This window comes from Pseudomonas sp. FW305-70 (assembly GCF_058783925.1).
Map to the genome: position 1 here is coordinate 15,192 of NZ_JBYSYZ010000008.1, position 13,780 is coordinate 28,971.

Annotated in this window: 12 protein-coding genes; 6 read left to right on the forward strand and 6 right to left on the reverse strand. The window is 56.9% G+C overall.

Features of this window, described 5'->3' with window-relative positions; genetic code table 11:
* Positions 1-76 precede the first annotated feature (76 nt).
* Together gltS and AC3WN7_RS08450 are read right to left on the reverse strand one after the other, a co-directional pair.
* Positions 77-1,291 carry a sodium/glutamate symporter gene (gene gltS, locus AC3WN7_RS08445; RefSeq protein WP_015094820.1) on the reverse strand — a complete coding sequence of 405 codons (1,215 nt, stop codon included), beginning with the start codon at positions 1,289-1,291 and terminating at the stop codon, positions 77-79.
* 232 nt (positions 1,292-1,523) lie between these two features.
* Complete coding sequence (locus tag AC3WN7_RS08450) at positions 1,524-2,084, reverse strand: lipid-binding SYLF domain-containing protein (protein ID WP_095966871.1); 561 nt, start codon at positions 2,082-2,084, stop codon at positions 1,524-1,526.
* Positions 2,085-2,613: 529 nt separating this feature from the next.
* Here AC3WN7_RS08450 and AC3WN7_RS08455 point away from each other — a divergent pair.
* The 3 genes from AC3WN7_RS08455 to AC3WN7_RS08465 all read left to right on the forward strand — a co-directional run bounded on the left by AC3WN7_RS08455 (position 2,614) and on the right by AC3WN7_RS08465 (position 7,149).
* Positions 2,614-4,749, forward strand: a complete 2,136-nt coding sequence (locus AC3WN7_RS08455) for a calcium-binding protein (RefSeq protein WP_102674023.1) — start codon at positions 2,614-2,616, stop codon at positions 4,747-4,749.
* A 592-nt stretch (positions 4,750-5,341) separates the two neighbouring features.
* Positions 5,342-5,623, forward strand: a complete 282-nt coding sequence (locus AC3WN7_RS08460; protein ID WP_095966869.1) for a hypothetical protein — start codon at positions 5,342-5,344, stop codon at positions 5,621-5,623.
* 326 nt (positions 5,624-5,949) lie between these two features.
* Entirely contained in the window at positions 5,950-7,149 is a 1,200-nt protein-coding gene (locus AC3WN7_RS08465) for a patatin-like phospholipase family protein (protein ID WP_102674024.1), read from the forward strand.
* A gap of 21 nt (positions 7,150-7,170) precedes the next feature.
* On the opposite strand, the gene AC3WN7_RS08470 is transcribed toward AC3WN7_RS08465, so the two are convergent.
* Positions 7,171-8,091 carry a universal stress protein gene (locus AC3WN7_RS08470; protein ID WP_102674025.1) on the reverse strand — a complete coding sequence of 307 codons (921 nt, stop codon included), beginning with the start codon at positions 8,089-8,091 and terminating at the stop codon, positions 7,171-7,173.
* A gap of 284 nt (positions 8,092-8,375) precedes the next feature.
* Between AC3WN7_RS08470 and AC3WN7_RS08475 the strand changes: the two genes are divergently transcribed.
* Positions 8,376-9,299: a universal stress protein gene (locus AC3WN7_RS08475; RefSeq protein ID WP_095966866.1), complete on the forward strand. Its 924-nt coding sequence runs from the start codon at positions 8,376-8,378 to the stop codon at positions 9,297-9,299.
* A 53-nt stretch (positions 9,300-9,352) separates the two neighbouring features.
* On the opposite strand, the gene AC3WN7_RS08480 is transcribed toward AC3WN7_RS08475, so the two are convergent.
* A complete protein-coding gene (locus tag AC3WN7_RS08480; RefSeq protein WP_095966865.1) occupies positions 9,353-9,916 on the reverse strand; it encodes a GNAT family N-acetyltransferase in 564 nt (187 codons plus the stop codon).
* Between the two features lie 225 nt (positions 9,917-10,141).
* Between AC3WN7_RS08480 and AC3WN7_RS08485 the strand changes: the two genes are divergently transcribed.
* Positions 10,142-11,053, forward strand: a complete 912-nt coding sequence (locus AC3WN7_RS08485) for a universal stress protein (RefSeq protein WP_102674026.1) — start codon at positions 10,142-10,144, stop codon at positions 11,051-11,053.
* 85 nt (positions 11,054-11,138) lie between these two features.
* Here the strand turns inward: AC3WN7_RS08485 and fnr are convergent, their stop codons facing one another.
* Entirely contained in the window at positions 11,139-11,882 is a 744-nt protein-coding gene (gene fnr / locus AC3WN7_RS08490) for a fumarate/nitrate reduction transcriptional regulator Fnr (RefSeq protein WP_095966863.1), read from the reverse strand.
* Between the two features lie 260 nt (positions 11,883-12,142).
* On the opposite strand from fnr, the gene AC3WN7_RS08495 reads away from it, so the two are divergent.
* Positions 12,143-13,027 (forward strand): universal stress protein, encoded by an 885-nt coding sequence (locus tag AC3WN7_RS08495; RefSeq protein WP_102674027.1) that lies wholly within the window; start codon positions 12,143-12,145, stop codon positions 13,025-13,027.
* Between the two features lie 70 nt (positions 13,028-13,097).
* Here the strand turns inward: AC3WN7_RS08495 and AC3WN7_RS08500 are convergent, their stop codons facing one another.
* Entirely contained in the window at positions 13,098-13,523 is a 426-nt protein-coding gene (locus AC3WN7_RS08500; RefSeq protein WP_095966861.1) for a potassium channel family protein, read from the reverse strand.
* Positions 13,524-13,780 lie beyond the last annotated feature (257 nt).

Genomic DNA, 13,780 nt, shown 5'->3' on the forward strand with positions numbered 1-13,780 from the left:
CAAAGTCTAGGTGCTCACGCGGTTCAGATCCATGGGGTGCCAGTAACGGAGGTGGTTACTGAGGCACCCGCGGTCGCTACAGGCCACTGAACAGGCTGATGATCACGGCATTGACCAGGTCAATGAAAAAACCACACACCAGTGGCACGATCAGGAAGGCCTGGTGCGCCGCGCCGTACTTCTGTGTCACGGTCGACATGTTGACGATGGCTGTCGCCGTGGAGCCGAGGGCGATCCCGCCGAATCCGGAAGCGATCACGCTGGCTTCGTAATCGCGCCCCATGAAACGGAAGACCACAAAATACGTATAGGCGACCGTCAGCAGAATTTGCAGGGTCAACGCACACAGAATGAACAACAGCGCGCCGCTGAGCTGCCATAGCTGAAGCCCCATCAGGGCCATGGTCAAAAACATGCCCAGGCAGATATCGGAGATCAGTGACAGACCCAGGCTGGCGCCGCTCCAGCTTTTCAGGCGTTGATCACCCACGAAGGCGAGTACCAGGTGGTGAATGACGATGCCCGCGAACAGGCAGCTGACAAACTTGGGCAGGGTGATGCCGGCATCGACCAGCAGCAGGTTGAGTCCATAGCCGAGCATCAGGGTCAGGTTGAGCCACATCCACGCCCAGAGCACGTCGTAGTAGTCCAGCGCCTTGCTCGGTTGTTGCTCGAGAATGCCGACTTCCAGCTCCGCATCCCTGGACGGCGTCAGTCGGTAACGATCTATCAGTCGGTTGGCGATAGGGCCGCCGATGACACAAGCGGCAATCAGGCCGACGGTGTTGCTGGCGATGCCCAGTTCATGGGCGTTACTGATGCCCAGTTTCTCGACGAAAAGCGGCGCCCAGGCCAGGGTGGTGCCCACTCCGCCCGTGAGGGAAATGGAGCCCACCATCAGGCCCGCCTTGGGATCAAGCCCGAACGCCTGGGCCACACCCATGCCCAGCGAGTTCTGCAGGAGAATGAACACGGCGGCGAGTAACAGCAGGATCAGCAGCGGGCGCCCACCCTTGAGCAGTTGGCGCATGTCCGATTTCAAGCCAATGCCGGCGAAGAAATAGAGCAGCAGGGTGTCGCGAACCTGCAGGTCGAATTCGACCTGGATATTCAGGCCAAAGTAGAGCAAGGACGTCACCGCCGCACAGACGAAGCCGCCGACCACCGATTCGGGGATGCAGTATTGACGGAGAAAGGCGTTGTGCTGGACGAGGGTTTTGCCGAGGAAAAGCAGGAGGATGGCAAGGGTAAAACTCACGAGGCCGTGAACCTGGAAGAGCTGTGAAGTCATTTAAGGCCTACCTAAAAACTGATCAATCATTATCAGGATTCGATCATTCAATGTTTAGACCTGGATCAATGAATGGTCGATACAGCCACTGCCAGCCTTGCTCGTCCAGATAGTCCAATCATCAGCTACGTCTGTGCGCCAGCAGTGAGGACAGCCTAGCCTGAATGGGAAAACCCACCAGTATTGGCATAGGCCGCCATCACGCTCCCGATGGCCAGTCAAACGGCTGAGTTCAGCGCTTGATCAGGGAAATCTTCGTTCCCTCGATACTGACCCCCGCCATTAGCCCTTGCTGGTCGAAGATGAACGCGTAGGCGTCGTCTTTCAGCGTCGAGCTGGACAGGTTCTTCGCCACCCCTTCATCAACCACGACAACCGTTGGCCCCACACCAATTTCCCAGCCTTTGGTTTCGGCGACATATTTCACGGCTTTATCGGTCATCAGGAAAACCGCATAGCCGTACGACTGGGCGCCGGCCTGCAGCCCCCATGAACCGCTGACGGAGTTGTAGTAATTGTCGACTGTGGTGCCTTTCATCATGACGCCTTCGCCGTAGCTGCCACCGAACACAAGACCCGCCTTGATGATTTTCGGGAAAACCAGCACCGCTTTGGCTTCGTGCGAGATTTTTTCGGAAAACGGATGGGCCTTGTAAAGCGTTTGCAAGGCTTGTTTGGCATCGGCATTCAGATCCTCGGCGGTGGCCGCTCCTGCATTGTTCAGGAAACCGGTCGATGCCAATGTTGCAGTGGCGAGGAAAAACGAGAGGAAGAACCGCATTGATTGAGTCATTTGCATACTCCGCTGAGGGAGCATTGGATGAGAGCAGCGGCAGGCGCCTGCATTTGGCAGCAACTGAATCCGCTGAGGTTATCCGGCGCACCCTGAAATGTGTGAATTCAAGCGTCGCTTTTGGATGAAGCAGGTTCGTAACCAGCTGTCATTTGCGATGCCATCAGATGTTGTGACCACTGCGTAATGGCGGTGTTCGTTCGCCGGGCCTTTCTTTGGGGGGGCTGTCGAGAAAAAAGGTGTGCGGTAGAACTTTTGTCAAAGTTCACGCAGGGGAAGTGTTTAGTGTTTCTTAATGTTTCCTCTGGTCGCCGGAGATAGCAGATTTTCAAACCCTCCTACCCTGAAACCCCCGAACCAGCCATGTTGCGATATTGAAGGTGGGCGAGGGCTCCAGAACCCCCGTCTGTATTCGCGATAAACGGTGAGGCCCAAATGGCGCACTGGCGACCCCTTGGGATTGTCTAATTCACCCAACCCGCTGTAACGCAGTTAACGCGTACCATTTCCTTTAATGGAGGGTAGTACCATGGCTGTTATCAATGGGACTGAACAAGGCGACTTCATATTTGGCAACCCCGAGGATGATCAGATCTTCGGCCTTGGCGGCGACGACTTCATCCTGGGTGAGGGAGGCAACGACACGATAGAAGGGGGTGACGGCAACGATGAACTCGTCGGTGGTGACGGCGATGACCTCCTGCGCGGTGGCGCCGGACTCGACAGTCTCACGGGCAATGTCGGTGCCGATACCCTGACCGGGGGCGCGGATAATGACGCTTTCAACTGGTTCGTCGGCATTGGCGCGGATTCCACTTCCCTGGCCCGCGACACGGTGACCGACTTCCAGGGGGCCGGCATTGCCGGTGGTGACAACCTGCTTCTCTCCGCGAGTAACCGCCTGGTTTTCGAGGGGGCTCGCCCCACGGTGCCGACACTGGGCGCTTCGCTCGGTTTCGGCGGCAACGGCTTTACCGAGGTGTTTTATGCCGTAGGTGCCGCCAGCACGCTGCTGTTCGCGGACTCCAACGACAATGGCGTGCTCGACGCCAGTGACTTCTGCGTAGAGTTGACGGGACAGCACAACCTCACAAGAGCCGATTTCGGCACCACGGCCTTCGTCCTGCGTGGCACCGAGGGTAATGACGTGATCAACGGCACCCCGGACCCCGATACGATCCTGGCGCTCGGTGGCAATGACGTGGTCAACGCCGGCAACGGCAATGACATCGTCGACGGCGGCGCCGGCAACGACATCCTCAACGGTGGCGCGGGAATCGACCGGCTTACCGGGGGGCTCGGCAATGACACCCTCAACGGCGGCGATGACCGCGACCTCATCACCGGGGGCGACGGCAACGACATCATTGACGGTGGCGCCGGCAATGACACGACGCTTTCCGGCGGCAATGGCACTGATATCGTCAATGGCGGTGCCGGCAACGATACCCTCGACGGCGATGCCGGTAACGACCAGTTGTTCGGTGGTGTCGGTAACGACGACTTCTTTGGCGGAGAGGGTAACGACCAGATCTTCGGCGAGGACGGCAACGACGAACTGTTCGGCGATGCCGGCAACGACCAGCTGTTCGGCGGCAATGGTGACGACGCGCTCGAAGGCGACGCCGGGGCAGACCAGTTGAACGGCGGTGCCGGCAATGACGAGTTCGAGTTCTTCCTTGCCTCGTTCAACCCGAGCTCGACCTTCGCGACCTTCGATACGATCCAGGACTTCCAGGGCGCAGGTGTGGCCGGGGGCGATACGCTCGAGCTGAACGATGAGTTCGTGTTTCGTGGCCAGGTCACGTTCAATCCACAGCTTGGCGCGGCACTGGTCGGCGGCGGCAATGGCATCACCGACCTGTTCTACACGGTCCGCCAGGGCAACACCTGGCTGATAGCGGACAACGATGACAACGGCCGGCTCGACAGCACCGACTTCACGGCGAACTTCCTTGGCGTCAACAACTTCACGGTGGGCGACTTCGGTAACAATACCGAGTTCGTCACGGCGGGCACCGATGGCAACGACATCATCGTCGGCACCGATGGTGACGACAAGATCTTCGGCCTCGGCGGCAACGACCAGTTGTTCGGACAGGCAGGAGAGGACCTGCTCGATGGCGGTACGGGGGACGACGTGCTGCTCAGCGGCACTGGCCTGGATAATTTGTTCGGCGGCGAGGGTAACGACACACTCACCATCGAGGATTTCGGCAGTGCCTTCGGCGGAGCCGGCAACGACCTGGTGATCGGCAGCAGCGCCGAGTTCGCCTTCCAGACGACCCTTGAGGGCAATGAAGGCAACGACACACTGCAATCGGGCAGCGCAGGCGCCTTCATGATTGGTGGCACCGGGGACGACCGGCTGGTGGGCAGCGCGGCGGGTGATTTCATGGTTGGCAGCGTCCAGTTCGAACCCGGCCTCGATGCGGACAGGTTCCAGTTCGGTGCCCTCTGGGGAACGGACACCATCGCCGACTTCGAGGACGGCATTGACCTGATCGATCTGAGCGCCAGCGGTCTGACCTTCGCCAACCTCACCGTTGCAGAACAGTCCGGCGAGGCCGTCATCAGCGTCACGGGCCAGCCGGGGGTGGGAACCATCACCTTGAGCGGCGTGCCACAGGCCGCCATCACCGAGTCGGATTTCGCCTTTACCTGAGTGAACGACGCATGCTCGCGCCTGATGAGGGCGTGAGCATGCCTCAGGCCGGGCGACGGGCCCCTTCAAGCGCCAGGGAGACATCATGACCGTCAAGCGCATGGACAACATCGGCATCGTTGTAGAAGACATCGACGCTGCCATTGAGTTTTTCACCGAACTGGGCCTTGAGCTCGGGCAGCACGCTTGTCGATGAGCACCTGCGACAGTTGCTGAGCGTCACCACCAGGACCGGTTGCAAGCACGAGATAACTTGGGTGCCTTGCAAATCGCTGATCTTAACGATGGAAACTCAGTATTAACCTGGTTGGCTTGTCGGTTTTATTATTGATGTTCCAATAGTTAAACAGTCGGTTTTTGCATTTGATGGGATCCGATACTGCATAAAAATCTAGCAGATATCGCATATTGACAGGTAGTCAAGCCAAAACTACCATCCGGCGTCATGAGCTTTAAGGCAGCTAATAACGGGTATCTTGCATTTGCTCGGGCACCCGGGTGTAAATATATATTCATCTGCTGTTGTGCCTGCAGTATTGCTGAATGCCGAGCCTGTCAGATTCAAACTCAATGTGCGTCAAGGCGAGCCAAAGTGAAAAAGTCACTCATCCTGTTGACCCTGCTTGCACCCCTTATCGCCATTGCTGGCGAACCTGATCACCTGGCCATTTGCGACGAGCTCAAGCCAGATATCACTCGTAGTTACGGCGTGCACAACTTGATGCTGGTGGATAACGGTAGTTCATACGTGCCAAGTGAAGGGGTTGTGCTCTGTGTGTATGACGGCATTATCCAGAAGTTCTACGCTGATCGTTCTGTCCGGGTTATGGCAACACTGAACATCGCCAATAATAAATACAACGTCCTGTTCTAATAGTGGGTTGTAATTCGTGAACTAGTGGTTCTGATGCATCTTCTGCTGGTTATTGAAGCCATGCTCTTTCATCAGGCGCTCCAACCCGGCTTGTTGAATATTACGCTCTGCCCCTTAACCTGGTGAGTCCAACGGCTTTCGTATGAAACCTGGCGCGCGCGGCCAATGAGTTTTTTTATCAGGGAAAGGAGCGCAGAATGATCAGCCGGGCGTTCGAATGTAGTGCCGCAGGCGGGGCTGGCGTGTGGTCAACTCGAGCAGCCGGGGAGGGACTCTCTCGGCGATGATGAGCGCTTGCCGACGACGGCAAGGGCTGGAGACGCGCTTTGAAACCATTCCCGCTCAGACCAGGCGCCTCAACTCTGGACATGTTTCTTCAAGCGTGTCTGCCACGTCGTGACGCTGTTCCGCCAACCTTGACGGAAAAAGCGGTCATCCCGGACATTCCCAATGCTCGCTACAGGCTGGACCACGACCTGACGCCTTTCATTGAGGATGCGGTTCAGTCCAACAAGCGTGAGAGCGAGGTGCTCGCCAAGGCCGGGAAGCCGAACCATATCCTTCCGCTGGCCAATATGCTGGCGGTTTCCGGTGGCGGCGATGCGGGCGCTTTCGCAGCGGGATTGATTGCGGGATGGACGACGCATGGGACTCGCCCCCAGTTCAAGGTCGTCACAGGCATTAGCGCGGGTGCCTTGGTCGCCCCGTTCGCTTACCTGGGGGCCGATTACGACAGCGTGATTCGGTATGTCTCCAACGCAATCGGTCCCAAAGACATTTTTCATTCGCGAAACGTATTAACCCGTTTTGCCAGCGACGGTATAGCGGACAGCAAGCCACTGTCGCGGCTCATCGCAAAATACGTCACGGCACAGACTCTTGAGGCAATTGCGACGGAGTACGCCAAAGGACGAATCCTGCTGATCGGCACAACAGACCTTGATTCCGGCCGGCCAGTCACCTGGAACATGGGCGCGATTGCTGCAAGCCGGGCACCGGGAGCGCTCGACCTCTTTCGCAACATCATGCTCGCGTCAATGAGCATTCCCGGTGCAGTCTCACCCGTCATGATTGATGTGGACGTGGACGGCAAACAGTTCCAGGAAATGCACGTGGACGGAGGGGTTATCACCCAAGTGTTTCTTTACCCACCCAGCACCGTGATGGCGCTAAGCAAAGCCACCGGAGCACCGTTGCGATTCGACCGCCATTTCTATGTCATTCGTAACGGGACACTGGAGCCACAGTGGTCCGGGACCAAGCGCCGCACATTGAGCATCGGCGGTCGAGCCATCAGTGCCTTGATTCAAACCCAGGGGATCAGCGATCTGGAGCGTATCTACCGTATGGCGCAACAGGATGGGGCGGATTTCAATCTTGCGTACATTGGCTCCGACTTTAACTTTGCGCACGATCGGAAATTCGATGGCGAGTACATGAAGCGTTTATTCGATTACGCCTTTCAACTCAGCGCGAAGGGCTATCCGTGGCATAAATTGCCGTACCTGGAAAACGCTAAACGATGAAACAAGCGCGTCATCGAACATTCAGATTTTTTCCGGAGAAACCACCCACACGCTGCAGGGCAACTTGTACAGCAGATGTTCCACCGTGCTGCCAACCAGCCGCTCCATGCCGCGATGACCAATGCGTCCCATGACAATCACATCGATGTCATAAGTCTGCGCGTAGCTGGAAAGCACCTTGACCGGATTGCCCATGATCATGTGCTGGTGCTCCGACGGGATACCGTTGCGCTCAGAAAGTTCGCGAAACGCATCAGCCTGCGCCTCGAACAGCGACTTGGCTTTTCCCGAGGAGAAAAAAGCCGATCCATTGCTGAAACCGAATTCGTCCGCACTGATGCTGGAAAGGTCATGGGCGTAGATCACGTCCAGTTCTGCATTACAGGTGCTCGCCAGTTTGGAGGCCTCGCGCAGAATGCTGTCGTTGAAGCCTTCGTATTGCTCATCAGAATGAAAAGGGTCAACGGCGGCGACGATCTTGCGCGGCAAAGCGTTGTGCAAATGACTGACAAAATGCAGGGGCACCGGGCATTCACGTAGCAGGTGGATATCCAATGGCGTAAACATCAGGCGTGACAGCAGCGATTCGTGTTCCAGTGCCTTGATCAATACGGCCATTGGCTGTTCTTTGAGATGAATGAGGATTTCCTGCAAGGGCCTTTCGACCCAGACGACTTCCGTGGTGACGTGCACACCGATCTTGCGCAGGGGGCGGGCCTGGTCTTCCAGCCACTGGCGATGGCGCTCGACATAGCCCAGCCGCATCTGTTCCAGCGCCTGTCCATTGACCATTCCTGCAGTCGCCAGCCCTTCAAGATAATCGAACGCCACGATGTGCAGGGCAGCACCTGAGGCCTTGGCCAAGGCAGCGGCCCGGTCGAAGGCGGGGCTGTTTTCCATCAACGGCGAAACGACCAGCATGAAGCGTAATTGATCAGACATGACAGATCTCCGGTAGGCAATCGCGCAGTCGCTCGCCCGAATGCTGCGGCGTTATTGGGCAGTGAAACCTTTCCTTTAGCTTGCCGCTGTTCAGGGCGTCGGGTTTGATCTTTGTCAAATGGAAGGGAATGGAGGGTGTTGCCCGACGTGCGGTTGTCCGGGCTTCATCCAGTGCCCTGAAGGATATCGCGCGCGCATCTGATAAAAATCAAGTGGTCGGAACAAGGAGTAATCAATCTGTGGTTCTATTCCTGGATTGAAATGGCCGTGTGCCGAGGTGCTCCATGTCGCAATCTCAGCGTTTACTCTTGATCGCTCCTGCCGCCATGACTCGGACACCGGCATTCGACCGGGCTGCTGCGCTTGCGATCGCGATGCAATTGCCGTTGCACATCGTGGCGTTCGACTATTCCCAGGCCTTGGCGGTGGCCGGGTTGTTCGCCCCGGAACAATTCAGTCGGGCTCGGGACGGCTACTTGCAAACCCATCGCCAATGGCTCGTGGATCAGGCCGGATTGATGAGCAAGCAGGGTGTCGAGGCCACCAGCGAAGTGGTGTGGGTACAGCATCCTTATGAGGAGATTCTGAACTTCATCAATGAGATGCCGCTGACGCTGATCATCAAGGACGCCCAGGAAGAATCGGCGTTAAAACGAGTATTTTTTACTCCGCTGGATTGGCAGCTGCTGCGCGATTGTCCTGTGCCGGTGCATCTGGTGACTACTGCGCTGTATGCCCGACCACGCAACGTGCTGGCCATCATTGATGTGTTGCGCGATGAAGATCAGGACCGCGTGTTCAACGACCAGGTTATCGACGCCGCGGCGAAACTGGCCTCAGTCTGTGATGCCAGTCTTGAGTTGCTGCATGTGTATGACTGGACGGCTGTATACGTACAGGACATGGGCATTGCCGCATTGCCGCTGGCCAGCGGGATCCATGAAATGTTGGGAGCGGCTCAGCATGAGGCATTTGCGGCCATCGCTGAGCGCCACGGCGTGTCACCGGAGCATCGTCACTTCATAGTGGGGGCACCCGTACCGAGTATTTGTGAGTTTGTCTTCAAGCACCGCTGCGATGTCATTGTCATGGGCACGGTACAGCACAAGGGCTTGAGCAGACTGCTAGGAACCACGGCCGAGCAACTCCTGCATCGGGCGCCGTGCAGTGTGCTGGCGATCAAGCCGGGAAGAATGCTGCAATCCTGAGGGCTTGATCGCCCCGCGACGAGTCGTTGGCCGGAACATCGCGCAGCGATTGTCTACAGGTAAAGATGATGAATCACCTGACGGCTGTCGTCGGGATCATTGTGTGTCTCGAATCCGAGCGCCTTGGCCAGGTCGCGCATGGGGGCATTGCTGGAGGCGTCCATCGAATACATTTGACGAAAGCCGTTTTTGCGCGCCGCCTTGATCAGATGGTCCATCAGCAATGTGCCCAGACCCAAGTACTTCCATTCATCGGCGACCGTTACGGCACATTCACACTCATGGTCGCCAGTGGCCGCGTAACGGCTGATGCCGATCTCGACCAGATTCCCTTTGTCATGGACCAGGGCGATATAGGCCACGCGCTGTTTATTGTCCGTGTCCATCAACTGATCGAGCATCGCAGCGCCGGGTTCGCTGATCTGCGCGAGAAAGCGCATGTGCCGGGATTCGGGAGACAGCCGTTTGATGAAAGCGTATTCACGGTCGCGATCCTTCTGCGCCAGTGGTCGGATCAAAACGTGGCGACCGTCCCTGAGCGCTTCTATCCAGTATTGGCCGTCGACCGCTGCATAGGTGGCCGCGGCCCGATCATTGTGGTCTTTGACGGTAAGCATGAGGTGTTCCTCCAGTGCGGTTTGCAAGGTTGGCATGGGGTAAAAAGGTCGCGTTTGAGTACTTTTCTACACCGCTGTCGATGCTTGAATCTGATCTGGATCAGATAGCCGTGCCGGCGGCACTGGTTTGCGTGGGCTTGATGTAAATCAAACCGCGCCAGGTGATAGAGCGCAGTCTGGAAAATATGCCGGCACTGTATGACCGGAGTCGAACGGAGGTGTGTGATGGGTCAATATCAACGTTTTCTGCTGATCGCTGACCAAACCCTGCATCAGTCTCCCGCCCAGTTGCGTGCCGTCGCATTGGCCAAGGCAGCCGGGGCCGTACTGGATGTGCGGGTCTTTGTCGAACCGGCACCGGTGGTGCATTTATGGCAAGAAAAAGTCGATGACGCAGAGCAACAGCGGTATTTGCGTCGCTACCGTCGCTGGGAGGTCGAAGAGCTTGATCGACTCAGCGACCTGGGGCTGCAGGTGACGGTCAAAGCCGTCTTCACCACCCATGCGCTGCTGGATATCTTGAAGACGGTAGAGGATCTCAAACCCGACCTGTTGCTCAAGGATGTAACCCTTGAACCTGTGCTCAAGCGAGTGTTCATCACCCCGCTTGATTGTCACTTATTGCGTGAATGCCCGATCCCCGTGCATCTGGTCAACCACGTTCGTTACAGCTTGCCGCACCGAATCGTGGCGGCAGTGGATCCGTTCGATCCGTCGACACAATTAAGCGGTTTGAACGACACCATCATTCAGACCGCCAATGCCCTGGCCCTGCAATGCGATGCGCCGCTACACCTGCTTTACGCCTATGACCTGTCACCTGCTTTCAACAGCGACGCGCCATTGGCCGGGGGCGGTTGGGGCGTGGATCTGAGCGAAGAGCTGCGTCAATCCTTGCACCAGGCGTTTGTTGCACTGGCGCAGCGCTACGGGGTGCCACCGGAGCGACGGCATTTCGTCATGGGGCTGCCGGTGCCGGTGATCAGTGAGTTTGTCGAGCAATACCTGACCGATGTCGTGGTGATGGGCACTGCGCATCGGGTGGGGCTCGACCGGTTGATCGGCAGCAACACAGAGCGGGCGCTGTACTCCGTGCCAGGTAGTCTGTTGGTGGTCAGGCCGCATGTCAGGGATTGAGCACTGTCGCACCGTTGAACTGACCTGTGCGCAACAGCGCCAGCTGGCACAAGGGCACGCATGAAGATTCTCCAGGCTGCAGGTGTCAGTGGAGGTTGCGATGGCAGCCCACGATCAGTTGCTTGAGTCCGTCCATGTTCAGGATGTTGACGTCGCGGCCGTTTATTTCCACCAGTCCCTGGTCACGCAGGTGCGCGATGCCCCGACAGATGGTTTCAAGGCGCAGTCCCAGGTAGGAGCCAATTTCCTCCCGACGCATTTTCAGCACAAAGCTGCGGGATGAATAACCGCGGGTATTCAAGCGCTGCGACCAATTGAGGAGAAAAGCGGCCAGGCGTTCTTCCGAGTTCATGTTGCCCAGCATCATCAGCATGTCGTGATCGCGAACGATTTCCCGGCTGAGGATTTTGTTCAGGTTGTGCTGCAATGAAGGCAGTTGTCGAGCAAGTTTTTCCAGGTGAGCAAAATGGACGGGGCAGACCTCGCTATCTTCCAAAGCAACGGCATTACACGCATGCAGATCGGTGCTGATGGCGTCCAGACCGAGCATTTCGCCGGGGATCTGGAACCCTGTGACTTGCTCGCGACCATCGACCGACAGCACGCTGGTCTTGAACGAACCGATTCGCACCGCATACAGCGAACGCAACGGGTCGCCTGCGCGGTAAAGCGTCGCGCCCTTTTTGACCTTGAATCGTTGCACGATCAGTGTGTCGAGACGTTCGATTTCCGGACTGGTCAGGCCAAGCGGCAGGCACAGCTCCAGGACGCTGCAGTTGGAACATGCAGACTTGAGGTTCTGACTTTGAAACGGCCTGGCTTCAGACATGATCTAAATGCCCCCGTATGGATGGGCTTAGCATAGGTGCTACCTGCCCAAACCACCGGTTGTTCCGAACTATTGTGGATGTAACAGACAAACGGGTAAAAAACCGCTCCGTCGGCTGGCTCCCATGAGCAATCATCCAAGTGCCGGGCAACTGCAGGCACATGACGTTCAGGCTGAGCGGCAATTGCCATTGATGGACAGGCGCTTTCGTCTACACAGAGTCCGCCTGCGTCGAATTTCCACCCCACGGGAGATTTATCATGAGCCAGTATCAAAGCCTGTTACTGATCATCAACCCGGCCTTGCGCCATTCTCCAGCCATGAGTCATGCAGCGGCGTTGGCCAAGGCCAGCGGTGCAAGTTTGCATGTCGCGGCGCTTATCCCGTCGTTCAAATGGTTATCGCTGCTTGAAGAGGGCGATCGAGAATCGGGTCGAGAGCGCTACCTGCAGGATCATCACGGCTGGCTTGAGGCTCAGGCCGAAAATTTGCGTGGCAGGGGGATAGAGGTGACCACCGAGGTGGCCTGGGCTGAGGACATGAAGCAAGACATCATTGAACACGTCACGGACATGCAGCCCGACGTGTTGATCAAGGAGATTCAGCATGAGTCCGCGCTCAAGCGGGCCTTCTTTACCCCGTTGGACTGGCACTTGTTGCGTCACTGTCCGGTGCCGGTTTTTCTGGTGGGCGGGAGCAGCTTCGTTTTGCCTCGCAAGGTTGTCGCAGCGGTCGAGGTATCGGATATCGAGTCTACCGACAATGAACTGAACGACCGAATCATCAAACAGGCTTGCAGCCTTGCGATGCAGTGCAACGCCGAGCTGCATTTGCTGTATGCCTGCGATATCTCGGCCGCTTTTCTGGCGGACATGGGCGGCCTGACACTGGCTGACCTGACCAAAGCACTTCGCAGAGACCTGGAAAAGTCTTTCATTGAGTTGGCAGATCGGTTCGGAGTGCCCTCCGATCGTCGACATTTAATTGAGGGAAACCCGGTCACGGTGTTGAGCGAGTTTGCCAATGAACACAATGTGGATGTGATCGTGATGGGCAGAGTCCAGTCCCATGGTGTGGGCAAGTTTCTAGGCAGCACGACCGAGCATATTCTGTATCAGGTGCCATGCTGCGTTCTGGCGGTCTAGATCCTGTCTGTACCAGACTTGATCCAGACCGTCAGTTCGATAGTTGAGTCTGATATGAGTCAGAAAGAGATTATTTGCGCTTCCAGTATTTTTGCATTTCCAGAAACAGGAAGGATGCGGTCCATGTGATGAGCACCAGCCCGGTAAGGGCTTGTAGACCGGTCAGGTATTTGAGGTTGCCCACTGGCGAAATATCGCCGAAGCCGATTGTCGTGTACGTCGTAAAGGAAAAGTAAACGCAGTCCATCAGCGAACCGTCGAAGTTACCCGTCAGGTTGCCCCATTTCCCTGAGTGCACCATCAGGTAATAGACCAGCGCAAAGCACCAGACCTCTATGGCGTGGGCCAGGAGGGCGCCGAATACGCCAACCACGATTCTGAAGCGGTTCCACACCTTGAGCCGGGGCAGCCAGTCATTCAGGCGTAACAGGCATTCGTAATGGATCACTACGGCGATGACCACCACCAGTGTATTGATCAGCGTGACTGCCAGCATGGCAAATCTCCAGCGATAGGGGAGGTGGTGCATCAGCGTAGTTCTACGCCAGGAAGCCGGAAAATCGTTGAGCTGAATCAACAAGGGTTTAAGTCATCGAAAGCCAGTCGCTCCGTTAACGATAGCTGTTGATTAGTTGATAAAAGTCAGATCCCCCACGGCATAACGCCAAATAATCGAACTGCCGCTTTCCGGTCGCAACCAGTCGACAGGACGATTATGAACACGTACCTGTTCATTCTATTGCGGGGCATTTT

Excerpts from the sequence above, each read along its gene's own strand:
- gltS (WP_015094820.1), bottom strand. The coding sequence starts at position 1,291 with ATGACTTCACAGCTCTTCCAGGTTCACGGCCTCGTGAGTTTTACCCTT.
- AC3WN7_RS08450 (WP_095966871.1), bottom strand. The coding sequence starts at position 2,084 with ATGACTCAATCAATGCGGTTCTTCCTCTCGTTTTTCCTCGCCACTGCA.
- AC3WN7_RS08455 (WP_102674023.1), top strand. The coding sequence starts at position 2,614 with ATGGCTGTTATCAATGGGACTGAACAAGGCGACTTCATATTTGGCAAC.
- AC3WN7_RS08470 (WP_102674025.1), bottom strand. The coding sequence starts at position 8,091 with ATGTCTGATCAATTACGCTTCATGCTGGTCGTTTCGCCGTTGATGGAA.
- AC3WN7_RS08475 (WP_095966866.1), top strand. The coding sequence starts at position 8,376 with ATGTCGCAATCTCAGCGTTTACTCTTGATCGCTCCTGCCGCCATGACT.
- AC3WN7_RS08480 (WP_095966865.1), bottom strand. The coding sequence starts at position 9,916 with ATGCTTACCGTCAAAGACCACAATGATCGGGCCGCGGCCACCTATGCA.
- AC3WN7_RS08485 (WP_102674026.1), top strand. The coding sequence starts at position 10,142 with ATGGGTCAATATCAACGTTTTCTGCTGATCGCTGACCAAACCCTGCAT.
- fnr (WP_095966863.1), bottom strand. The coding sequence starts at position 11,882 with ATGTCTGAAGCCAGGCCGTTTCAAAGTCAGAACCTCAAGTCTGCATGT.
- AC3WN7_RS08495 (WP_102674027.1), top strand. The coding sequence starts at position 12,143 with ATGAGCCAGTATCAAAGCCTGTTACTGATCATCAACCCGGCCTTGCGC.
- AC3WN7_RS08500 (WP_095966861.1), bottom strand. The coding sequence starts at position 13,523 with ATGCTGGCAGTCACGCTGATCAATACACTGGTGGTGGTCATCGCCGTA.